A 23,386-nucleotide genomic window follows, 5' to 3' on the forward strand; every position below is an offset into this window, starting at 1 on the left:
TTTTATCCGCCCTACGACTATTATTTTATCATGTTTTAGAAATATGTCAAGCGTTTTGCAGAAAAAATATTCTATCCACTTAGTAAGCATGCTTTAGATTGATTGATTTTGACTGTTTTATCAGGTATTCCTTGAAAAAATAAGTTTAAAATCTTATTTAAAAGGGTTTTGTTTCATTCTCTTTCATATTTTCGTGAAAATTTGATTGATTTCCTGCATTTATTTTGTGACAAACGTTTGACAGTTTTTTCTTTTTTTAACATAAAAGGCTTGCTTTTTTTTCCGAAAACGGTTACTATTAAAAGTGATAAGATTTTTGGAGGAATGAATGAATGAAATGGACAACTGAGCGTCGTTACAGACTTTATCAAGATTGGACGCAAGAAGAAATTCAACATATAAAAGAAAATATGGCACAATCTCCATGGCATACTCATTACCATGTTGAGCCAAAAACAGGACTCCTAAACGACCCAAATGGCTTTTCTTACTTTGATGGAAAGTGGATTGTTTTTTATCAGAACTTTCCTTTTGGTGCAGCCCATGGTTTGAAATCTTGGGTTCAATTGGAAAGTGAGGACTTGGTTCATTTCACAGAAACTGGAGTCAAAGTTTTGCCTGACACTCCATTAGATAGCCACGGTGCCTACTCTGGTTCTGCCATGCAGTTTGGCGATAACTTATTCCTATTTTATACAGGAAATGTCCGCGATGAAAATTGGATCCGTCACCCATACCAGATTGGGGCTTTGATGGATAAGGAAGGCAATATTACGAAGATTGACAAGATCTTAATTGACCAGCCGGCAGACTCTACAGACCACTTCCGCGATCCGCAAATTTTTAATTTTAAAGGTCAATACTATGCCATCGTCGGTGGACAAGATTTGGAGAAAAAAGGCTTCGTTCGTCTCTACAAAGCTATTGACAACGACTACACAAACTGGCAAGCTGTTGGCGACCTTGACTTTGCTAACGACCGCACTGCCTATATGATGGAATGCCCAAATCTGATCTTTGTAGGGGAGCAACCTGTCCTTCTTTACTGCCCACAAGGATTGGATAAGAAAGTTCTAGATTACGATAATATCTATCCAAATATGTATAAGATTGGGGCTTCCTTTGACCCTGAAAATGCCAAAATGGTAGATGTGTCTCAACTTCAAAACATGGACTATGGTTTCGAAGCCTATGCAACTCAAGCCTTCAACTCTCCTGATGGACGTGCTCTAGCTGTTAGCTGGCTTGGTTTGCCAGATGTTTCTTACCCTTCTGATCGTTTTGACCACCAAGGAACCTTCTCTTTGGTCAAAGAACTCACTATCAAAGACGGTAAACTCTACCAATACCCAGTCGCAGCTGTCAAGGACCTTCGTGCTTCTGAAGAAGCCTTCTCAAATCGTGCCCAAACCAATAACACTTACGAACTTGAACTCAACTTGGAAGCCAATAGCCAGAGCGAGATTGTCTTACTTGCTGATAAAGAAGGCAAGGGACTTTCAATCAACTTTGACCTTGTAAATGGTCAAGTGACAGTGGATCGTAGCCAAGCTGGTGAACAGTACGCTCAAGAATTTGGGACAACTCGTTCTTGCCCAATCGATAACCAGGCTACTACTGCTACAATCTTCATCGATAACTCTGTCTTTGAAATTTTCATCAATAAAGGAGAAAAAGTATTTTCTGGTCGTGTCTTCCCACATGCGGACCAAAATGGTATCCTGATCAAATCTGGAAACCCAACTGGAACTTACTATGAATTAGATTATGGTCGCAAAACTAACTGATGTCGCCAAACTTGCAGGCGTCAGCCCTACTACCGTTTCTCGGGTTATCAATAAAAAAGGCTATTTATCAGAGAAAACTATTCAAAAGGTCAATGAAGCCATGCGGGAATTGGGCTATAAACCCAACAACCTAGCTCGTAGTCTGCAAGGAAAATCGGCTAAATTAATCGGCTTGATTTTCCCAAATATTTCCAACGTTTTCTATGCAGAATTGATTGATAAATTGGAACACCAACTCTTCAAAAATGGCTACAAGACCATCATCTGCAACAGCGAGCACGATTCTGAGAAGGAACGCGAGTACATCGAAATGCTGGAAGCCAATCAGGTGGACGGCATCATTTCTGGTAGTCACAACTTGGGAATAGAAGACTACAATCGTGTGACAGCACCGATTATTTCCTTTGACCGAAACCTATCGCCAGACATCCCTGTCGTTTCCTCTGACAACTATGCTGGTGGGGTTCTTGCTGCCCAGACCTTGGTTAAGACAGGCGCCCAGTCTATCATCATGATTACAGGGAATGACAATTCCAATTCGCCAACAGGACTGCGCCACGCTGGTTTTGCATCCGTACTCCCAAAAGCTCCTATTATCAATGTTTCCAGTGACTTTTCTCCTGTCAGAAAAGAAATGGAAATCAAGAATATCTTGACCCGACAAAAGCCTGATGCCATCTTTGCTTCGGATGATTTGACAGCTATTCTGGTCATTAAAATTGCTCAAGAACTAGGCATTTCTGTTCCTGAAGAGCTCAAGGTCATCGGCTACGATGGGACCTATTTTATCGAGAACTACTACCCTCAACTGGCTACTGTCAAGCAACCCTTGGAAGAGATTGCCTGCCTCACTGTGGACCTCCTCTTGCAAAAGATCGAAGGCAAGGAAGTTGCGACAACTGGTTACTTCTTACCAGTCACCCTATTACCAGGAAAAAGTATTTAATACTCTTCGAAAATCTCTTTAAACCATGTCAGCTTCCATCTGCCACCTCAAAACAGTGTTTTGAGCAGCTTGCGGCTAGCTTCCTAGTTTGCTCTTTGATTTTCATTGAGTATAAGCACAAGAAAACTCAGACCGATTCGTCTGAGTTTTTTATGATCTTAAATTTTCTAGGTAGCGCTGGGCTGTCTCTAGGTTAAAGGTTTTATCTGCGATAAGTCGCTCAACCAGAGGAGCAACCTCGGATTCACTGGCACCTGCAAGGAGAGCTAGGGATTTGGCCTGCAATTTCATGTGACCTTGCTGGATCCCTGTACTCACCAAAGCTTTCAGGGCCGCAAAGTTTTGGGCGAGACCGATAGACACGATAATCTGAGCTAATTCTTTGGCAGAAGGATTTCCCAGCAGTTCATGACTGAGGGCTACACGAGGGTTGAGGCCGATAGAGCCACCCTTTGTCGCTACAGGCATAGGCAGGGTCATCTCACCGACCAATTCTTCTCTCTCAACGTCCAGTGTCCATTGACTAAGACCTTGATAGTGTCCTTCTCTACTAGCAAAGACATGGGCTCCTGCCTCAATAGCACGCCAGTCATTACCAGTTGCAATCAAAAAGGCATCAATACCATTAAAAATCCCTTTATTGTGGGTAGCAGCTCGATAAGGATCAGCCTGCGCAAACTGGCTAGCCAAAGCAATTTTCACCGCAATTTCTCGTCCTTGATCCCTTTGGCGACTCAAGTAACGAAAGGCAATGCGACAGCTTGCAGTCACTAGAGAATCGGTCGCGTAGTTGGACAGGATTCCCATAAGACTCTGCCCCTGACTGAGTTCTTCTAAGACTGGCTTCAAGGCTTCCAGCATGGTGTTGAGCATATTGGCTCCCATGGCTTCCTGAGTATCGACATGGAGATAAACAACGAGAAAGTCTGTTTCACCTTTGATCTGCTCTACATGCAGATCACGCGCCCCACCTCCACGCTTGACGATAGAAGGATAGGCTTGATTGGCAAGTTCCAAGAGTTCTGCTTTCTTGCTGACAATCTTCTCTTGCGCTTGTTCAGAATCAGCAACGTGATAAAGGGCTACCTGACCAATCATCTGACGCTCATGGACTTGTGCAGTAAAACCGCCTGCTCGCTTAATGATTTTACTGGCATAACTAGCCGCAGCAACCACAGAGGGCTCTTCTGTCACATAGGGAACTGTGTATTCCTGACCGTTAACGAGAACCTCTGGGACCAACGAATAAGGCAGAGAAAAAGTCCCCACTACATTCTCACTCAGCTGGTCTGCGACAGTCACACTAATCTGTTCATCCTGCTCCAGACTGGTTTGTTTTTCAGGACTAAGGAGCGCCTGAGCTTTTAACAGCTCAAGGCGCTCATGGTATGATTTTTTAGAAAATCCATTCCAACTTATCTTCATTATTTTTCAACCTTGCTATAACGGCGTTGGTGGTCCACAATTTCAACCAAGGCAAACTCTTGATTTTCATAACACGCAAACTGGACAGAGTTTGTTTCATCCAACACCACTTCCTCAAAGAAGACTTTTTCATAGTCTGCAACGGATAGGGCAGTTCGTTGGTTGAGTTTATTCAAGCGGTCTTTATCCAGATAAGCTTCATAACCTTCAACTAATTGACCACTGAAGAACTCAGCCACAGCACCACTTCCGTAACTATAAAGGGCGATTTTATCCCCAGCCTTCAAGCTATCTGTATTTTCCAAGAGAGACAAAAGTCCAAGAAAGAGAGAACCTGTATAGATATTCCCCACTTTTTGACTGTAGAGAATAGACTGGTCAAAATGCTTTTGCAAGAGGTCTTTTTTCTCTTGAGGCAGACTCTTATCCATGATTTTTTTCAAGCCTTTTAGAGCTAATTTAGGGTAAGGCAAGTGGAAGCAAACAGCCGCGAAATCATCTAAGGTAAGCTGGTAACGTTTTTGGTATTCAAGCCAAGTCGTTTTCAAACTATCCAAGTATTGCTGAGTAGAATAGACACCATTTACATAAGGCGTTGTTGAGTAATTTGGACGCCAGAAATCCATGATGTCACGAGTCTGAGCCACATTGTCGTTATTAAAGGCCATAATGCGCGGATTCTGTGTAATCAACATGGCCACACTTCCGGCACCTTGAGTTGGTTCTCCTGGAGTTTCGATTCCATACTTGGCAATATCACTGGCAATGACCAAGACTTTGGACTCTGGAGAATTTTCCACATGCAATTTAGCATAATGGAGGGCAGCTGTCGCTCCATAGCAGGCTTCTTTAATCTCGAAACTACGAGCAAAGGGCTGGATACCCAGCAAGCCATGCACAAAGACGGCCGCAGCCTTACTCTGGTCAATTCCTGACTCGGTCGCCACAATGACCATATCAATTTCTTGTCTTTCTTGCTCAGTTAAAATAGAGTCACTTGCACTAGCCGCCAAGGTCACAATATCCTCAGTTAGGGGCGCAATACTCAATTCCTTGAGCAAGAGTCCTTTGCTTAATTTTTCAGGGTCAATTCCCCTCGCTTCTGCTAAGTCTTGTAATTTCAAGACATATTGACTGGTCGCAAAACCAATCTTATCAATACCGATTGTCATATTTACCTCTGTTTTATCATTCGTTGTAAAAAATCGTTCTATACTATTTTATCACAAATAGCAATAAAAGAGAGAAAAAAGACTTGATTCACCAAATCAAGTCCCTTATTAATCTAACTATTATGCTGTTTTCTTAAGTAGGAATAGAGTCTGAGAATTACTGTTCCACTAGCCATTCCAATGGAAATAACCAAAGCCAACATAACAACCAAGGTTGCACTAGCAATGGCATGACTGTAATCTCCCGTCACAAAAAAGGCAGTTGTCCGATAGGAGAGATAACCCGGAACCAGAGGTGCCAAGATGGCCAAGATAAAGACCACAGCAGGGGTCTTATAAAGAATACTCAAAATCTGGCTGACACAAGAACCGATAATGGCTGCAATAAAAGTAGCCACAATAACATTGGTCGGTTCCTTTAGCAAGAGATAGATTAGCCAGACAGCCATGCCCAAAATCCCTCCGGGTAAGAGCATAGAGCGTTGCACATTGAGTACAATTAAAAAAGTGATAATAGCAAGAAGACTTGCTACTGCTTGTAATAAAAAGGTTGTTAGTGTCATATTAATTCATCAATACCAAGGCGACAGAAGTTCCCGCCCCTAAAGCAAGGGTAATGAGCAGGGATTCAAACATCTTACTCATACCAGAGTTTATGTGGTTGGTCATAATATCACGAACCGCATTGGTCAAGGCAATCCCTGGTACAAACGGCATGACCGCACCAGCTATAATCAAATCTGCCGTTGAGGGAAAACCTGTGTAGCGAGCCCAAAACTGGGCTATCATCCCAAAGACAAAGGCTCCAGCAAAGGCTGTTACAAAGGGAATTCGGATAAACTTCTCCACATAGAGGGAAAAGGCAAAACCAAATAAGGTAGCCACTCCTGCCCCAAGTGCATCGTAGATATTTCCACTAAACATAATTGAAAAGAAAGGGGCACTAAAGGTCGCAGCCAGAGTCACCTGTAACTTGGTATAGGGAAGCGGTTGAGCTTGCAAGACCGTCAATTGCTTGTAGGCTGTTTCTAAATCAAGCTTTCCACCTACCAGCTGACGAGAAACCTGGTTCACATCGCAGACTTTTTCAATATTATAAGAAGAGGAGGTCACACGCTTCATACGTGAAATATTGGTATTTTCAATAGAGAAAAAGATGGCAGCAGGCATGGCAAGAACATTGCAATCCACAATCCCCTGCGAATGCGCAATACGGATCATGGTATCTTCTACACGATGAATCTCTGAGCCACTTTTGAGAAGAATGGTCCCTGCTAGCATAATCACATCGATGACGGCATTTAATTCTCTTGATTCTTCCATGCGTTCCTCCTTTTATCAACTCCTTCTATTCTATCACAAATCTGGAGTCAAAAAAAATCTTTGCCATGAAATCATGACAAAGATTCGTTTAATCACGAGAATTTTCGTGGTTGCCTTCACTACTTGATTGAGTAGTAGCAGGTGCATTCTCTCGTTGATTTCCTTGTTGGTTCCCCTGACTTGGTGTTGTAGTAGAACCTTGGTTTCCACGTTGGGCTGGTGCTGATGATGACGTTGACGGCGGTGTTTTTGGTTTGTAGATTGAAATCTTGACACGCGTCTTAGTCAAATCAACCTTTTCACCTGCTTTTGGACTCTGTTCAATGACTGTACCTTCAGCAGTTCCAGCGGGAGCTGTCGACACTTCTACAACTTCAATATTGGCTTCTTTAATACCGACAATTTGAACGAGATTGTTTTTAGTAAATTCAAGACTAGATCCTATATAACTTGGCATAGCAACGCTGGTTACTTTCTTAGCAACGGTTAAGGTAATCGTTGATGCCTTGCTCAAATCATAGGTTGTTCCAGCAGCTGGACTCTGTCTGAGAACAGTTCCTGCTTCGCTCTCACTTGATTCCTCTTCCTCAATCTTGATGAGATTTTCAGGAACCTTCTTCTGCTTGAGTTCTGCGATAACATCTGTCGATTTACGGCCGATATAGTTACTCAATTGGAAGGATTGCTTGCCCGATGAGACAACCAAATTGATTTTCGAACCTTCTTTTCGAGTCGTTCCAGCTTCTGGATCTGTACGGATAATCCGCCCTTCTTCCACCTTTTCACTAGCCTCTGATTTCTCCTCACCAATCTCAAAATTGGCTTTCTTGAGCGTTTCCTTAGCCTCCGCAACTGTCTGACCTGCCACATCTGGAATAGCAATGGTTGCAGGAGTTCTGGACAATATCCAAATCAGAGAGGCTGCCACCAATAGAATGCTGGCCAACAAAATCATATAACGAACTCTAAATTTCCGTTTCTTAACAGGCTTGGTTGCGTAATTGTCTTCTGAAGCCTGCTGACTAGGTTTCACAATCTGTGGCTTCGGACTTTGTGTTTGCACCTTAGGAATTGAGGTCAATGTGCTCTGGGATACTTTTGGTAGAGTCTTGGTATCCGCCTTAGTAGTATCGTCAAAGACTAACTTTGGCTCATTGCGACGATTGTAAGACAAGCTACTGGACAAGTCCACATACATCTCTGCAACTGACTGATAACGATCTGTCAATTTCTTGGCAGTTGCCTTGATAACAACATTCTCCAAAGCCTGAGGTACAGATGGATTTTCAGCTATAACCGATGGCAGTGGTTTCTGGAAATGCTGGAGGGCGATGGTCACCGCACTATCCCCGTCATAAGGGATATGACCTGTCAGCATCTCATAGAAAATAATCCCCATGGCATAGATATCACTCTGTACAGTAGCCTTAGAACCACGCGCCTGCTCTGGCGATAAATAATGAACTGAACCCAGCATCGAGTTAGTCTGAGTTAGACTCGTCTCAGCAAAGGCTACTGCAATCCCAAAGTCTGTTACTTTGGCAGTCCCATCTGGTGTCAAGAGGATATTTTGAGGTTTCAAGTCCCTGTGAACAATTCCTCGAGTATGGGCCAAACGCATGGCTAGGAGTATTTGTCCCATAATGCGGACGGCTTCTTCATTAGAAAGAGGATAGTGTTCCTTGATATAGCGTTTGAGGTCTAGCCCAGCAACATACTCCATTGCAAGATACTGTTGACCGTCTTCCTCACCAATATCTGTTATCCGAACGATATGAGGATGGTCCAGATCTGCCATGGCTCTCGCTTCCCGCTGAAAACGAGCCACTGCAATAGGATCTGTTTGGTAGTTGGTCCTCAGGACCTTCACTGCCACTTCTTCACCGTCCAAAATCAAATCCTTGGCCAAATAGACATCTGCCATGCCTCCTCGACCAATTTGTTTGATAATCCGATACCGCCCGGCAAAAATCTTGCCGATTTGGATCATTCTGTTGCCTCCTCATTAACAGCAATAAGGGCAACTGTGATATTGTCTAAACCACCTGCATTGTTGGCAAAACGAATCAAGGTTGCTGCCTTATCTGCCAAAGAAATATCGCTGGTTACAATATCAGAAATCTCACTGCCTGAAATCATATTTGTCAAGCCATCACTATTGAGTAAGAGATAGTCTCCCGGCTCAAGGGTGATCATTCCAAAATCAGGCTGAATTTCATCTTTTTGACCGATTGATTGGGTAATAATATTTTTCTGTGGGTGGCTAGCTGCTTCTTCAGGTGTCAATTGACCTGCCTTGAGCAATTCATTGACTAAAGAATGGTCGCTCGTTAACTGGTGGTATTCTTCTCCACGAATCAAACCGATACGAGAATCTCCGATGTGAGCATAAATAGCCTGATTATCAATAATGGCTACAGCCTCAAGGGTTGTTCCCATTCCTTTATAGGCTTCATTTTGTCCCAATTGGTTAATCCTTTGATTTTCAATCTCAAGGTTGTTAGCAAACCATTCACGTACTTCATTAACTGTATCGATTTGAGTATCTACCCAAGCTACACCTAGGTCTGTTACCGCCATTTCACTAGCGATATTCCCTGCGCGATGACCTCCCATACCATCAGCTAGGATAATCATGGTACGTCCAGCTCTATTGACATAGTGGTTGACATAGTCTTGGTTATTTGTTCGTTTCTGACCAACATCTGTTAATAATGAAATTTCCATGTGTTAGTTCCTTCCTAATCCGATATCTTGCGAAATTGACTGATGAAGAATCCATCACTTCCATACAATTCAGGTGTGATGAGGATACAGCCATCTTTCATGATATCCTTACATTCATGTTCTAGTGTTACTTGCTCAAATTCAGGATGACTTTCTAAAAATGCCTGTACGACTTGAAAGTTCTCCTCTGAGACAATAGTACAGGTACTATAAGTTATTATACCACCTTTGCGTAGTGTTTGACAAACACTACCTAATATTTCTAGCTGAATTTCCTGCAAGGACGCGAAATCTGCCGTTTCTTTATTGTATTTGATATCTGGTTTGCGGCGCAGAAGACCAATTCCTGAACAGGGAGCATCTACCAAAATCTTATCAAATGAATCCTGACCAAAAAACTCATGTACCTTTCTGGCATCCAATTTTTGCCTTTGAATCCGATCTGCAACTCCTAAACGTTGGGCATTTTCTTGGATTAAGTCCAACTTGTGATCGTAAAGGTCCAAAGCCGTAACCTGACCTGTCGTTAGATAAGAGGCTATATGGGCTGTTTTCCCACCTGGAGCCGCACAGGCATCTAGAACCTGCTCACCACCTTGTAAATCAAGAGTGGGAGCAACCAGCTGACTAGACTCGTCTTGGATAGTAATAGCACCCTCTGAAAATAGGTCATGGCCTGCAAAATGCCCCTGCTCCTTGACGAGACCAGAAACAGACAAAGGTGAATCACTAGCCTCCAACAAGGCTTGAATTTCCTCTTTTCGGCTTAAATCAGTCACTCGGATACTAGCCTTGTTGCGCACCAAAAGACTTTCAAAAATAGCTTGTGCTCGCTCTTCGCCGTACTCTTCTTTGAGCTTGGCAACTAGCCAAACCGGGAGAGAATAGGCAATGGAGTCACGCTTATTTTTTCGTTTGATGCTGTTGATATCTGGCCAGCCTTCACGTAGAATACGACGAAGGACGGCGTTGACCAATTTTTCACTGCCTTTTTTACGGACTTTGGCCAATTCTACTGCTTCATTGACCACAGCATGGTCTGGAATCTTGTTCAAATAGCGGAGCTGGTAGGCACTCATGAGAAGAAGGACATAAAGCCAACTATCTAACTGGTCTCTGTCTTCGATAAAGTGGGATAGGTACCATTCCAGAGTCAGTTTACGGGCTACCGTTCCATAGACCAGCTCGGTCACCAAGCCCTTGTCCGCTGCTGAAAGTTGACTTCCCTTGAGATGCTTATTTAAGGCGATATTTGAGTATGCTTGATTGATAAAAACATCCTCTAATACTGCTAGGGCTAAACTTCTAGCCGTTCCTACTTTAGTCACCAAATCGTTCTCCTACAGTCAATGTACGTCCAACTCCATTGAGGAAGGAAGCAATGTCCATCTTAGGTTTACCAGCCGGCTGCACTTGTTTGAGGGATAGAGCCCCTTCTGCCGTTGCGACAATCAATTCTTTCTTACCAATAGATAGGATCTCACCTGGATTTCCCTGACCTTCTACTGCTAGAGCTTCATAAATCTTAAAGCGGTCGCCCTTAAGGAAAGTATGGGCAACAGGCCACGGATTCATTCCACGGATTTGGTTAAAGAGTTGACGATTGGTTTTATTCCAGTCCAGTTTTTCTTCTTCTGGCTTGATATTTGGCGAGAAAGTAACCTGACTTGGATCCTGCGGTTCAGGTTTGATGTCACCAGCAATGTAGGCAGGCAAAGTATCCAAAAGCAAATCACGACCAACAAGAGCTAATTTCTCAAACAAGGTGCCAACATTGTCCTCATCAGTGATAGGAATACTGCGACGAGAAATCATATCTCCTGCATCCATTTCCTTAACCATTTCCATAATGGTCACACCAGCTTCCTCATCCCCTCGAATCAAGGCATAATGGATTGGCGCTCCACCACGATGTTTAGGAAGAAGAGAAGCGTGAACGTTGACAGCAAAGTCCATGCTATCAAGGAGTTTACTTGGGAGAAACTGCCCAAAAGCAGCAGTCACAATTCCATCTGCTCCTAGCTTCATAATAGCTTCCATCTCTGGACTTCCAGATAATTTTTCAGGTTGATAGATAGGAAGACCTGCTTCCTTGGCAGCCTGCTTGACTGGTGTTTCTTGGATAACTTTTTTACGGCCTACAGCACGGTCTGGCTGGGTCACAACGGCTAGAATTTCGTAACGGTCATCTGTCAAAAGACCTTTTAAGACTGTTGCTGAAAAGTCGGGTGTCCCCATAAAGATTAATTTTGTCATATCTTCTCCTTCTTATAAAAATTGCTGTGGCTCATGGTCAATGCTGAGACGGAGCTCACTATTTTCCCGTTCTTGAGTCAAGGCCAAAACCTGGTTGAGGGTCGTCCCCAGCTCATCTTCTAAACGGTATTTAATTAAAATCTGGTAATGATAGAGGTTGTGGGTACGGGCAATAGGTTTAGGCGTCGGCCCCAGAATGTGACTGGTCTCTGACAAGCCTGATCGCAAAATGTTCATGACTTCATAAGCACGTTTGACAACCTCTTCTTCTTTCTTATGAGAAAGGGTAATGCCAATGGTGAAATAGTAAGGCGGATAACCAAGTTGTCGTCTGATACCCATTTCATAGGCATAAAAGCCTTCGTAGTCCTGGTCTTTTGCAAATCGAATAGCATAGTGCTGAGGATTGTAAGACTGAATCAAGACCTGCCCAACTTTTTCAGCACGTCCTGCCCGACCTGCCACCTGAGTCAAAAGTTGGAAGGTTCTCTCAGAAGAACGGAAATCTGGTAGATTCAATGCCGTATCCGCATTGAGCACTCCGACTAGGGTTACATTTGGAAAATCCAATCCCTTAGCAATCATCTGTGTACCAAGCAATATGTCCGCTTCACCTCGTCCAAACTGGTCAAGAAGAGCTTGGTGACTACCTTTCTTACGGGTCGTATCCACATCCATCCGCAAAATACGGGCTTGCGGAAAGAGTTCTGCTAGCTCGTCATAAGCCTTCTGAGTTCCCGTCCCGTAGTAACGAATACTGCGACTCTTACAGTTGGGGCAAACGTGAGGAATATCCTTCGAAAAACCACAATAATGGCAGTTCATAGTCTTGGTATCCATGTGCAAGGTCAAGGAAATGTCACAGTTGGGACAAGTATCCACCGTTCCACACTCCCGACACATAACAAAGCTAGAATAACCACGGCGATTGAGCATAAGAACTACCTGCTCTTTTTTAGCTAGACGATCTTGAATGGCTTCTAGCAAGGGAGGCGTAAAGTTTGACGTCTCGTTTTGTCCAATATAGTCACGAAAGTCAACCACTTGAACCTCAGGGATCCTAGCTAAAGGATTGGCGCGTTGGGTCAGACGTAAATGTTGATAGACACCTTTGCCAGCGCGAGCACGGCTTTCCAGACTAGGAGTTGCTGAACCAAGTACCAGGGCTGCTTGATTATACTGAGCCCGTAAAATAGCTACCTCTCTAGCATGATAACGGGGATTACTGTCCTGCTTATAAGTCGCTTCATGCTCTTCATCGATAATCATAACACCTAGATTTTTCAGCGGAGCAAAGATGGCCGATCTGGCACCAACCACAACTTGAGCATCGCCACGTTCCACTTTGCGCCATTCATCATATTTTTCACCATTAGACAAGCCTGAGTGAAGAATGGCCACTTTCTCACCAAATCGAGCAATAAAACGCTCCGTCATTTGTGGAGTCAGGGAAATCTCAGGTACCAGCAAAATAGCTGTCTTGCCCTTGTCCAAGGCTCCTTGGATAATCTGCAAGTAAACCTCGGTCTTCCCACTTCCTGTAATCCCTTGAAGGAGGAAGGGTGGCTGATGACTGCCAATCGCACTGACAACCGCATCACACGCCTGTCTTTGCTCTGGATTCAATTCCAAAGGCCGACTTGCCTCAATGCCTTCAAAATAAGCAGCTGAGCGTTGCACTTCCTTTTGGACTATGGTCACAGCACCTTGTTCCACAAAGAAGTTGACTTGCTCCCGCGAGTAGGACTCTAACAAACTAGCCAAGGAAGCACTCTCTGGATGAGACAGCAAATAGTCTCTCAGTTCTAACTTTTTCTTGGCGCGTGTAGAAATCTCTACACCTTCTAACTGAACAAGGTCTACCTCATACCAAGACTGGGTCTTGACCTTCTTTTGATCGACTGCCTGATACTCCAGACCAAGCAGGCCTTTTCTAGTCAAACGCATCATTTCAGCTTGCTTAGCTAAATCCAGAGAAGAAAAGGCTAGCGAATCTTCTGAACCAAATAGACGCACTCGGTCTTCCTGACTCAGACCTTCCAGAGGATAGAGAATCTTGTCATAGCTGGAATTTAGAAATCCCGGCAACATGGCCTTGAGGATAGAGATTTTGTAGGAGAAGACAGATTTGCGAAGCTCCTCAGCCAGCCAGAGTTGTTCTTGCGTGAGAACAGGAGAAAAATCCAGCACCTCGACAATATCTTTTAAATCTTGCTCCATCTCTTCTTCATCTGCTTGAGACTCCAAACCAAGAACAATCCCTTGAATCAAGCGATTCCCCTTACCAAAGGGTACATGAACTCGCATCCCAACCTCCAGCATTCCCTCAAACTCCTCCGGAATCCTGTAACTATAGGGCTGGTCTGTCTGCATCAAGGGCACATCTACGATAATCTTTGCTATGGTCATCTTCTCACCTCCTCCTTGTCATACTCTTCGAAAATCAAATTCAAACCACGTCAGCGTCGCCTTACCGTACTCAAGTACAGCTTGCGGCTAGCTTCCTAGTTTGCTTTTTGATTTTCATTGAGTATCAGTACATTCTTGCAATAGAAAAAATAAGATTGAGTCCCCCCAACCTTAAATTTTTTCACCATCTTCTTTTTCTTTAGCGATTTGCTCTTTGATTTTCTTTTCTTCTTCTTCTTTGCGGCGTTTTTCTTCTTCGATACGGCGACGAACTGCTTCACGTTTTCCTTCTGGATCTGGGTGAATTGTAACGTTTCCTGATTCGATTTCTTCTAAAGCGCGAAGAGTTGATTTTTCAGACTTGAAACCTTGAGTTGCTGGCGCACCTGCTTCTAATTCGTGGGCACGTTTTGCTTCCAAGATTACGAGTGAATATTTTGAAGGAACCTTGTCAAGCAAGGTATCAATAGAGGGTTTTAACATCATTTACTTGTACCTATTTTCTAAATTTTATCGGGTAGTTGGAGATTTTGGCAACATCTCCTGATAGTGACCAATGACACGATCCACACGGAAGTGCTCTGCTTCGATAACACGTTTGACACGCTCAGCAGCTAGGGGCACCTGATCGTTGACAATCGCATAATCATACTCACGCATAAGGGCAATTTCTTCCTTGGCTTTTTCGATTCGTTGGGCAATCACTTCTGCACTGTCTGTTCCACGACCTACCAAACGATCTTGCAATTCATCCAAATCTGGTGGTGTCAGGAAGATAAAGACAGCATCTGGAACCTTTTTCTTGACCTGAAGAGCACCTTGAACTTCAATTTCAAGGAAAACATCGATTCCCTTATCCAAGGTTTCATTGACATAGGTCAGAGGAGTTCCATAGTAGTTGCCGACATATTCTGCATATTCCAACATCTGTCCTTGACGAATCAGCTCTTCAAACTCTTCACGAGTACGGAAGAAATAATCAACTCCGTCCACTTCTCCAGGACGTTGTGCGCGTGTCGTCATCGATACAGAGTATTGAAATTGGTTTTCAGAACTCTCAAAAATCTCTCTTCTAACCGTTCCTTTTCCAACCCCTGAAGGACCAGAAAAAACGATTAGTAAGCCTCGGTCTGCCATTGTGTCTCCTTTTAGTCAGTCTGTGAAATAACATTTCTAGAATAATGGCAAAAAGCCAGATTATCCTTTACAGTCTTTCTATCTAGTGTAACAAAAAAGCAGTAATTTTTCAACTGCTCTTTCTTATTTATTTAGCATAATCTACTGCACGAAGCTCGCGAATCACGGTTACCTTGATATTTCCAGGGTAATCGAGATTGTTTTCAATTTTCTCACGAACTTTGTGAGCCAAGATTGTGACTTTGTCGTCTTTGATTTGTCCTGGATTGACCATGATACGGATTTCACGTCCTGCTTGAAGGGCAAAGCTATTCTGTACTCCTTCAAAGCCGTTCGCAATTTCTTCCAAATCATGAAGACGTTTGATGTAGCTTTCAAGAGACTCACTACGAGCACCCGGACGGGCAGCGCTCAAAGCATCTGCTGCAGCAACAATCACTGCAATGACGCTTTCGGCTTCGACATCACCGTGGTGGCTAGCAATTGTATTCACCACAACTGGATGTTCCTTGTACTTACGAGCCAATTCCATACCGATTTCAACGTGGCTACCTTCAACCTCACGGTCAATGGCTTTTCCGATATCGTGAAGGAACCCTGCACGACGAGCAAGAGCCGCATTTTCACCAAGTTCGCTCGCCATGATACCAGCTAACTTAGCAACCTCAATCGAATGACGTAAGACATTTTGTCCATATGAAGTACGGAACTGCAAGCGACCCATGATTTTCATCAAGTCTGGATGAAGGTTTGGTGCCCCAATTTCATAGGCAGCAGCCTCACCGTATTCACGAATCTTATTGTCAATCTCTTGACGGTTTTTCTCAACCAACTCTTCGATACGAGCTGGGTGGATACGACCATCCTTGAGCAACATTTCCATAGTCATACGGGCAATTTCACGACGAATCGGGTCAAAACCTGATAAGGTCACCACTTCTGGTGTATCGTCGATAATCACATCGACCCCTGTCAAACTTTCAAAGGTACGAATGTTACGACCTTCACGACCAATAATGCGTCCCTTCATAGTATCGTCTGGCAGGTGAACCGTTGAGTTTGTTGACTCCGCCACATATTCACCAGCGATACGTTGCATGGCTTGAACCAAGATGTCCTTGGCCATTTTGTCAGAACGTTCCTTGACCTCTTGCTCAGCTTCACGAATGCGGCTAGCAATCTCCTTGGTCAAGTTTTCCTCTGTCTGAGCCAAGATAATATCTCGTGCTTCTGCCTGAGACAGGGCACCAATACGCTCTAGCTCTGCTTCTTTTTGTCTTTCGACTTCCTCTAATTGCTCTTCACGCGCATCAAGGTTTTTCGCTCTATCAGAAATACTTTGTTCTTTTTGTTCAAGTGTTTGTTCTTTACTCGTCAAATTGTCGTCCTTACGGTCAAGGCTAGTAGCTCTCTCTGTCAAACGACTTTCGATTTGTTTGAGTTCTTGACGTTCTGATTTGAATTCAGCGTCCACTTCTTCACGGTATTTTCTGGCTTCTTCTTTGGCCTCCAATAGTGCTTCTTTTTTAAGAGACTTGCTTTCACGTTTAGCTTCATTAACAAGTAAATCCGCTTCACGTTCAGCTTGTCCACGTAAATTAGTTGCTTCTTGTTCAGCATTTAAAAGCATCAACTCTGCAGCTTCCTGAGATGATTTCATCTTGGCTGAGATGCTGACATATCCAATGACTAAACCAATGATGACGGCAAAAACAGCAATCGCAAGCGACATGATTTCCATGTTTTTACCTCATTTTATTGTTATTCCGAATGACATACATTCTTTTACATTCTACCATAAAAAAGTGATTTTCACAAACCTAAAATAGAATATGTTTTGGGGAAATTGGAACACATTCACAAAAATAAAATTGTTATTTAGAAATAGTAGTATAGTAGAGACTTGAGAAAAAGCCTACTTTTCAGTAGACTTAGTTTATTTCTATTCTAATCGGTACTCTTCCAAAATTCTGCTCTGCTATACTTGGATTTCCCAGTTGGTAAATCTGGTCTGCCTTTTGGGTCATAGCATCCCAAGGTTCTTTGCCAATTCGGCTGACTAGATCGACCTGCCCTTTCAAAGACTTGAGATGTTGCCTGCCTTTTTCAGTAAAGCCAAGAACATGGATGCCTTCTGGCAAGTCACTTTCTCTAGCCTGCACCAAGATATAGGTCAAAAGGCGTCTGACACGCGCCTTGGTGTAACGTTTGGTCGCAACCGCCTCAATCAAGTCTTCCACAGACTGGACTGTCTTGATGGTCTCTTTAATGCGCACAGCCATTTCTTGATTGACCTGATAGATGGTGGTTATGTCGGGATTTGACAAGATTTGATAGCGGAGCAAAGGAAAATAGTCTTCCCAGCTCACTTTACTGGTCTGCTCAAATAGGGCAACAGAAGGCATAAATCGTTCTAAGAAATCTTTGTCCCTTTGGTGCTGACGGAGGGCTGTCGCCGAGGCGAAGTCCACATCCTGGTCCACAGAATGGTAACCAGCCCCCTGACGCTGAATCGGATACAGCTTGATATTTCGTCCCGCAACCGCCTTGGCATAGGCCAAAGCAAGAACATGATTGGGTGTATGGCCTGAAAAATCAAGACCAGCAAATTCCTTCCACATGGCTTGGGTTTTCTGGGGATAGGAGAGAGAATCAGGCAGATTTTCCACAAAATTCTCCATCTCTCTACCTTGCTCTGCGTATAAGTCAGCGATTTTTTGATAATCCAGAACTTCTTCTGTTCCAAAAGCGAGGCTATCAATACCCAACCGAGCCAAGATATCCACAGCCCCTTGGCCAAAGAAATCCGCCGCCTGAACACTGACTAAAAAGGGCAGTTCCACTACCAGATCAGCACCATTTTCAAGCGCCATCTGGGCTCGTGTCCACTTGTCCACGATAGCAGGCTCGCCTCTCTGCATGAAATTCCCAGACATGGCCACAATTTTCAACCCCTTCGTCTGCTCAAGCAGGTATTTGTGGCCATTATGAAAAGGATTGAACTCCGCGATAATACCCGTGATGGTCATGATAATCTCCTACTTCTGCGCCACAAAAAACCAACGGGTGCTGGTTTCTGTTGGCTCTTTGTCTTCAAAGTCCGCAAAGAGTTTGAAGGATTTGAATCCGGCCTGTTCCAGCAAAATATCATAGGTCAAGACCTCATAGGTTCGCTCCTCATGCACTTCATCGTGGCGACTAAAGGAACCATCCGCTTCCTTGACAAAGAAAGTCAACTCATGAACGATAGAGTGAGGCGCCGCATCCTCATAGGTATCCCATAGCATGGCGAAATCTTCTGCATTTTCATGATAAGAATAGCCTGGAAAAACTTCATCTGTCTGGTAGGTCGAATGCACATCAAAGATGAAAACTCCATCTTCATTAAGGGCATTATACACTTCCTTAAAAACATCCCCTACTTCCACCTCATCCTGCATGTAGCAGATAGAGTCCGAATAACAAGTGACAAAGTCGTATTGACCTACCTTGGACAAATCCAACATATTGCCTTCAATAAAATCAATCTTTTGTTTGGCTGAAGCCGCTCTCTTCTCCGCAATCTTCAGCATATCTGCGCTCAAGTCAAGTCCAGTCACATCAAAACCAGCTTGAGAAAAGCGTACAGACTGGATGCCTGTCCCACAAGCCAATTCCAAGAGTTTTTTTCTCTCCTTTGTCTTAGGCAAATGACCCAGAGAAAAATCCATCCATTTATCATATAAACTATCGTCCATGACCGCATCATAGACCGCCGCAAAGGTTTCATAAGTTGCCATAATCATGATACCAAGAGCCTCCATGGCAAACACCACTCGCCCTATACCTTTCTATCCATTTTTTCTAAAATAAGCAAAGAAACCCAGTTGGCTACAACTGAGTTCGTCTTCTAAGCAAGAGCTTCTGAAATATCTACTGACTCCGCCTCATGCCATAGCTTTTCTAAGTTATAGTGGGCACGCATTTCTTCTGAAAAGACATGCACGACAACAGAGCCGAGGTCTAGTAGGACCCAACCTCCAGCTGCATCTCCTTCGACATGACTGCCTTTAAAGCCTGCATCGGCTACTTTTTCACGGATATTATCAGCGATAGCGTCCAACTGACGGCTATTCATTGAACTAGTAATAACAAAGTAGTCAGTCACGCTAGTCAAATCTTGGACATCAAGTGCGAGGATATCCTCCGCACGTTTCTCATCAGCCGCTTTCACGACTAGTTCTAGTAATTCTTTTTCGTTCATTTAGTCCTCTTTCTAGAAAATATGCTTGTAATCTAGGACATCTGCAAAGCGCCCCTCCCAAATGCCCTCATAAAATTCATTTATCGTTTCTGCTGGAATGTCTTTCCCATCAAACGTTGTGCAAGTTCCTTCTGGAATAATAAGCTGATAGCCATATTCAAAGGCAACCTTGACAGAGGTATCCACACAATATTCTGTCTGCATACCACATAAAACTAATTTTTCAATCCCCTGTTTATCCAAGTATTCTTTTAAACCAGTTTCTTTGAAAATACTGTTATACTTCTTCTGAAAGACCTTTTCATTAGGTTTTCGACTTAAAAGCTCAGATAACTGCCAATCTTCTGATGTTTGAGCTTCAGCGTTCTCAATATGTTGAACATAGACAATTTCAATATTCTTGCTTCTAGCCTGGTTTTGTAAATAAGAAATTTTTTCCAATAGACTATTTGTCTGAAAACCAGTTTCCACTAAAATATTCTGAACATCAATGATTATAAAAGCCGTCTTCATTTAGTCCTCTTTCAAATAGTGCACAAAGGCGTTATAGGTTTCAAGGGTTTGGGGATAGATAGAGAATCCCTGATGAGCTAGATGCTCCACGGTACGAGCTGTTTCGTAGGCCACCGCCTTATTAAGCGATAAACTTGCAATCTCACGTGCCACATCTACTCCTGGAAAGGCACGATTGTGCTCGATATAGTCTGCGACGTAGATGACTTTATCTAGGTCTGTCATCTGACCAGCACCGACTGTATGGATTTCAATGGCTCGCAGGATTTCTGAATCATGCAAATCCAAATCTTCCTGAATCTTGTAGATGCCAACCATGCCATGCCAGACATTATTGCCCCAGTTTTTGAGATCAGGATCCAGCTGATAACGGTCAATCAGGTCTAGAAATTCCTGATCTGACAGCTTTTTAGCGTAGTCATGAAGAAGGCCTGCTAGTCCTGCTTTCTCGACATCTACTCCAAATCGTTGGGCTAGTTCTATGGCTGCACGCTCCACACCCAAGCAATGGGTTAAGCGTTTTTCAGGTAAAAGCTCTGTCATTTTTTCCAACAAAGCCTCGCGAGAGCAGTTGATATAGTCTTGATAGGCCATCAGTAGAGCCCCTCCTTCTCGATGTAGTCTAGCACCGGCTGAGGCAGGAGAAAGTTGGGTTTCCGACCTTGGGCAAGGAAGTCCCGCACCATGCTGGATGAGATATCCATGAGAGGCACATCCACCCAGATAACTGGATAGGAAGTTCCAGCCTTGTAGCGTGGGCGCTGAACCCCTACAAACTGAACCATGTCAACCAGCTCATCAATTCGATACCACTTAGGCAGATAATCCACCATATCGGCACCGATGATAAAGTAATAATCCGTATCTGGATGTTGCTCTGTCAAGATTTTCATGGTGTCGTAGGTATAGGAAATGCCCTTGCGCTCCAACTCAATGGTTTCAATGGCTAGTCCTTCAATTCCCTCAATCGCCAACTCAAGCATCTTGAGACGATGGTGTTCAGGGATTGTTTCCTTTTTATCTACATGAGGAGGTTGGTATTCAGGCATGAGCAGAACTTGGTCCAGTCCCAACTGCTGGCGTACTTGGTCTGCAACAATCAGATGGGCATCGTGAACAGGGTTAAAATTCCCCCCTAAAATCCCGACTTGTTTGCGTTTTTTCTCCTTGATTTCTGGCTCCAACTCTACCTTGGTAAAGGGAGTTAATAGTTCAATTGCCATAGGCTAGTCTCCTTTATTTCTCTGTAAAAACAGTTATTTGGAGTAGGTTTTTAGATTTCTTTGACTTTTTTAGAAATCTTGCGATTTTCTTTCTTGCTAGATTGTTTAAATAAAATCAAGATGCGTCCGATTTTTTGGACTGTATCCACACCGATTTCTTCTTCCAAGATTTCAGCTACTTCGTGGATATTTTCATCGGTGTTTTGCAAAAGAGTTACCTTAATCAATTCGCGTGCGTCAAGAGCTTGACGAACGCTGGTTTTGATTTGGTCGTTGAGTCCATTTTTTCCGATTTGGATGATGGGTCTAAGGGTGTGTGCCTGGCTGTTGAGGAAGGCACGTTGTTTTGATGTTAATGACATAATTTCTTCCTTGTTTTTTTGATAGTTATTTTAGGTGGTGAGGGACGGTCGGAACTAATTTTTCAAAGATTTCATCTTTGAAAAATGGATTTCCTGACCTCACAATTGAGCCTAGGTCTCAATTGTGCCCCTTACCAATCTAACGATTGGCAAGACACCACGGCAATAACTATCTTTGTATGAGCTCACTTTGTTCGCTCAGCGATTTTGTTTTAAATAATTGCTTTTCGTATGACGACTGCGACGCCTTCTGGTGCCCAGACGGCGACTTTTGCGGTGCCTGTTACGCGGATCCAGCCTAGGCCTGAGATGACTAGGTCTGTCTTGTCCTTGATGTTAAATACATGTTGGACCAATTTTGGGAAATCTTCTTTTTCCTTGCTATTTGGTGGTGTCAGAAGAGTTCCGAGGTGCTTGTCGTAAAAGGCACTCGCTCCTTCGAGCTTGGTTCGGTGGAGTTTCAATTCATTGTCAAAGAAGGCAGTGAAACCTTGCTTTTCTCCTGATATGAAGTCAAATCGTCCCAAGCCTCCTAAAAACAGAGTTTGTTCAGGATTGAGCTGATAGGTTTTAGGCTTGATTTCCTTTTTAGGACTGACATACTTGAGGTTTTTAGCCGTCAAGTAGTGGGCCATCTGGTGACGGTGGATGATTCCCGGCGTATCGTAGATATAAGATCCGTCGTCAAGCGGAATCTCAATCTTGTCCAAGGTTGTTCCTGGAAAACGAGAAGTTGTGATGACGTTCTGGTCACCCGTGATCTCTTGGATAATGGCATTGATAAGAGTTGATTTTCCAACGTTGGTTACACCGACCACATAGACATCGCGTCCCTTACGGTAATGCTCGATTTTGTCAATGACTTCCTTAATGGCATGCTTGTTTTGGGCTGAAGTTAGGACGACATCGACTGGACGAAGACCTTCTTCGTGGGCACGTTCCATGAGCCACTGGCTAATCTTGCCTGGTTTAACAGACTTGGGCAGGATATCTTTTTTATTTCCTACCAAGAGGACATCATTGCCCGAGACAAAACGTGGCAAGCCTGGGATAACAGAGCCATTAAAATCAAAGATATCAATGACATTGACCACTAAGGCATCACTGTCTCCCACCTCGTGCAAGAGCTTGAGGAAATCATCGTCTGTCAACTGGACATCCGTGATCTCATTGTAGTGGCGGAGACGGAAACAGCGTTGGCAATAGACTTCGCCAGTTTCCAAACCTTTTTCAAGTGCCGACTGGGGGGTAAATCCAAGACCAGACTTGTCTGTCGTCTGAATGGTTGCTCCACAACCAATACAGAGAATTTCTTCCATAGTTAAATTCCTTTTTTATATGTAATCGGTCCGTACTTTTCAGTAATTTTTCGCATCACACGGCGCTCACGAGCTCGGTTAATCTGCGTTTTGATCGAGTCATGTTGGACTAAGGGCTTAACCAAGATTGAGCGGATGCCTGCACGGTGGGCTGCTCGTATATCTGTCATGAGCTGGTCGCCTACCATGACCACTTCACTTTTCTCATAGTGAAATTCCTTCATGGCACGGTCAATCCCAAATGTGAAGGGCTTCAAGGCCCAATAAACGTAATCAATCCCAAATTTCTCAACTGCGCGTTGAACTCGTTTTTTGGTATTATTTGAGACCACGATAATGCGAATACCCGCGTCCCGAAGGTCATGTAGCCATTGCTTCATCTCTGGTGTCCCATCAGGGTTGTTCCAAGCAATGAGGGTATTATCCAAATCGACCAAAACAGCCTTGATTCCCTGCGCCTGCAGACTTGGGACTGTCAGATCATAGACTGCTTCCACAGCAAAATCTGGCATGTAATTTTCAATCGCCATTCTGGCTCCTTTTC

General features: G+C 43.7%; 23 protein-coding genes. 2 read left to right on the top strand and 21 right to left on the bottom strand.

From position 1 onward, the window contains the following. The first annotated feature begins 332 nt into the window (after nucleotides 1–332). Together QM843_RS06245 and QM843_RS06250 are read left to right on the top strand one after the other, a co-directional pair. Nucleotides 333–1,787 carry a sucrose-6-phosphate hydrolase gene (locus QM843_RS06245; protein ID WP_033685441.1) on the top strand — a complete coding sequence of 485 codons (1,455 nt, stop codon included), beginning with the start codon at nucleotides 333–335 and terminating at the stop codon, nucleotides 1,785–1,787. After that, on the top strand, nucleotides 1,768–2,733 hold the full coding sequence (locus QM843_RS06250) for a LacI family DNA-binding transcriptional regulator (RefSeq protein ID WP_414304602.1): 966 nt from the start codon (nucleotides 1,768–1,770) through the stop codon (nucleotides 2,731–2,733). Before QM843_RS06245 ends, QM843_RS06250 begins: the two co-directional genes overlap by 20 nt. Nucleotides 2,734–2,883: 150 nt before the next feature. Here QM843_RS06250 and QM843_RS06255 read toward each other — a convergent pair whose 3' ends face one another. From QM843_RS06255 to QM843_RS06355, 21 genes are all read right to left on the bottom strand, one after another. Further along, complete coding sequence (locus QM843_RS06255; protein WP_414304603.1) at nucleotides 2,884–4,158, bottom strand: hydroxymethylglutaryl-CoA reductase, degradative; 1,275 nt, start codon at nucleotides 4,156–4,158, stop codon at nucleotides 2,884–2,886. Then, nucleotides 4,158–5,330: a hydroxymethylglutaryl-CoA synthase gene (locus QM843_RS06260; protein ID WP_414304604.1), complete on the bottom strand. Its 1,173-nt coding sequence runs from the start codon at nucleotides 5,328–5,330 to the stop codon at nucleotides 4,158–4,160. Before QM843_RS06260 ends, QM843_RS06255 begins: the two co-directional genes overlap by 1 nt. 113 nt (nucleotides 5,331–5,443) lie before the next feature. Next, nucleotides 5,444–5,893, bottom strand: coding sequence for a threonine/serine exporter family protein (locus QM843_RS06265; protein ID WP_049550918.1), 450 nt, complete (start codon nucleotides 5,891–5,893; stop codon nucleotides 5,444–5,446). A 1-nt stretch (nucleotide 5,894) separates the two neighbouring features. Beyond that, entirely contained in the window at nucleotides 5,895–6,653 is a 759-nt protein-coding gene (locus QM843_RS06270; protein ID WP_414304605.1) for a threonine/serine exporter family protein, read from the bottom strand. Nucleotides 6,654–6,741: 88 nt separating this feature from the next. Continuing rightward, on the bottom strand, nucleotides 6,742–8,643 hold the full coding sequence (pknB, locus tag QM843_RS06275) for a Stk1 family PASTA domain-containing Ser/Thr kinase (RefSeq protein WP_414304606.1): 1,902 nt from the start codon (nucleotides 8,641–8,643) through the stop codon (nucleotides 6,742–6,744). After that, nucleotides 8,640–9,380: a Stp1/IreP family PP2C-type Ser/Thr phosphatase gene (locus QM843_RS06280; protein ID WP_033685450.1), complete on the bottom strand. Its 741-nt coding sequence runs from the start codon at nucleotides 9,378–9,380 to the stop codon at nucleotides 8,640–8,642. The genes pknB and QM843_RS06280 overlap by 4 nt, the downstream gene beginning before the upstream one ends. A gap of 14 nt (nucleotides 9,381–9,394) precedes the next feature. After that, nucleotides 9,395–10,708 carry a 16S rRNA (cytosine(967)-C(5))-methyltransferase RsmB gene (rsmB, locus tag QM843_RS06285; RefSeq protein WP_237447267.1) on the bottom strand — a complete coding sequence of 438 codons (1,314 nt, stop codon included), beginning with the start codon at nucleotides 10,706–10,708 and terminating at the stop codon, nucleotides 9,395–9,397. Continuing rightward, the gene (fmt, locus tag QM843_RS06290) at nucleotides 10,701–11,636 is read right to left on the bottom strand and encodes a methionyl-tRNA formyltransferase (protein WP_414304607.1); all 936 of its coding nucleotides are present in this window, start codon (nucleotides 11,634–11,636) and stop codon (nucleotides 10,701–10,703) included. Before fmt ends, rsmB begins: the two co-directional genes overlap by 8 nt. 12 nt (nucleotides 11,637–11,648) lie before the next feature. Further along, nucleotides 11,649–14,045 carry a primosomal protein N' gene (locus QM843_RS06295; RefSeq protein WP_414304608.1) on the bottom strand — a complete coding sequence of 799 codons (2,397 nt, stop codon included), beginning with the start codon at nucleotides 14,043–14,045 and terminating at the stop codon, nucleotides 11,649–11,651. A 171-nt stretch (nucleotides 14,046–14,216) separates the two neighbouring features. Continuing rightward, nucleotides 14,217–14,531: a DNA-directed RNA polymerase subunit omega gene (gene rpoZ / locus QM843_RS06300; protein ID WP_000979235.1), complete on the bottom strand. Its 315-nt coding sequence runs from the start codon at nucleotides 14,529–14,531 to the stop codon at nucleotides 14,217–14,219. A 24-nt stretch (nucleotides 14,532–14,555) separates the two neighbouring features. Continuing rightward, nucleotides 14,556–15,182: a guanylate kinase gene (gmk, locus tag QM843_RS06305; RefSeq protein ID WP_000775041.1), complete on the bottom strand. Its 627-nt coding sequence runs from the start codon at nucleotides 15,180–15,182 to the stop codon at nucleotides 14,556–14,558. Nucleotides 15,183–15,309: 127 nt separating this feature from the next. After that, entirely contained in the window at nucleotides 15,310–16,923 is a 1,614-nt protein-coding gene (locus QM843_RS06310) for a ribonuclease Y (protein ID WP_000404934.1), read from the bottom strand. Between the two features lie 190 nt (nucleotides 16,924–17,113). Continuing rightward, nucleotides 17,114–18,211: a nucleotidyltransferase gene (locus tag QM843_RS06315; RefSeq protein WP_049500243.1), complete on the bottom strand. Its 1,098-nt coding sequence runs from the start codon at nucleotides 18,209–18,211 to the stop codon at nucleotides 17,114–17,116. 9 nt (nucleotides 18,212–18,220) lie between these two features. Beyond that, nucleotides 18,221–18,961 carry a class I SAM-dependent DNA methyltransferase gene (locus QM843_RS06320; protein WP_061864367.1) on the bottom strand — a complete coding sequence of 247 codons (741 nt, stop codon included), beginning with the start codon at nucleotides 18,959–18,961 and terminating at the stop codon, nucleotides 18,221–18,223. A 110-nt stretch (nucleotides 18,962–19,071) separates the two neighbouring features. Beyond that, complete coding sequence (rsfS, locus tag QM843_RS06325; protein ID WP_004255425.1) at nucleotides 19,072–19,425, bottom strand: ribosome silencing factor; 354 nt, start codon at nucleotides 19,423–19,425, stop codon at nucleotides 19,072–19,074. A gap of 12 nt (nucleotides 19,426–19,437) precedes the next feature. Continuing rightward, nucleotides 19,438–19,938 (bottom strand): cysteine hydrolase family protein, encoded by a 501-nt coding sequence (locus QM843_RS06330; RefSeq protein WP_004255420.1) that lies wholly within the window; start codon nucleotides 19,936–19,938, stop codon nucleotides 19,438–19,440. After that, complete coding sequence (yqeK, locus tag QM843_RS06335; protein ID WP_049502047.1) at nucleotides 19,939–20,532, bottom strand: bis(5'-nucleosyl)-tetraphosphatase (symmetrical) YqeK; 594 nt, start codon at nucleotides 20,530–20,532, stop codon at nucleotides 19,939–19,941. It lies immediately after the preceding gene. After that, on the bottom strand, nucleotides 20,532–21,161 hold the full coding sequence (locus QM843_RS06340) for a nicotinate-nucleotide adenylyltransferase (RefSeq protein WP_153192286.1): 630 nt from the start codon (nucleotides 21,159–21,161) through the stop codon (nucleotides 20,532–20,534). Before QM843_RS06340 ends, yqeK begins: the two co-directional genes overlap by 1 nt. 50 nt (nucleotides 21,162–21,211) lie before the next feature. Continuing rightward, a complete protein-coding gene (yhbY, locus tag QM843_RS06345; protein WP_153192289.1) occupies nucleotides 21,212–21,523 on the bottom strand; it encodes a ribosome assembly RNA-binding protein YhbY in 312 nt (103 codons plus the stop codon). 212 nt (nucleotides 21,524–21,735) lie between these two features. Then, nucleotides 21,736–22,842 (bottom strand): ribosome biogenesis GTPase YqeH, encoded by a 1,107-nt coding sequence (gene yqeH / locus QM843_RS06350; protein WP_414304609.1) that lies wholly within the window; start codon nucleotides 22,840–22,842, stop codon nucleotides 21,736–21,738. Nucleotides 22,843–22,844: 2 nt separating this feature from the next. Then, entirely contained in the window at nucleotides 22,845–23,372 is a 528-nt protein-coding gene (locus tag QM843_RS06355; RefSeq protein WP_000963748.1) for a YqeG family HAD IIIA-type phosphatase, read from the bottom strand. Between the last annotated feature and the right edge of the window lie 14 nt (nucleotides 23,373–23,386).

Origin of the sequence: Streptococcus mitis (genome assembly GCF_047463435.1) — a bacterium.
Classification (GTDB): Bacteria; Bacillota; Bacilli; order Lactobacillales; family Streptococcaceae; genus Streptococcus; species Streptococcus mitis_DS.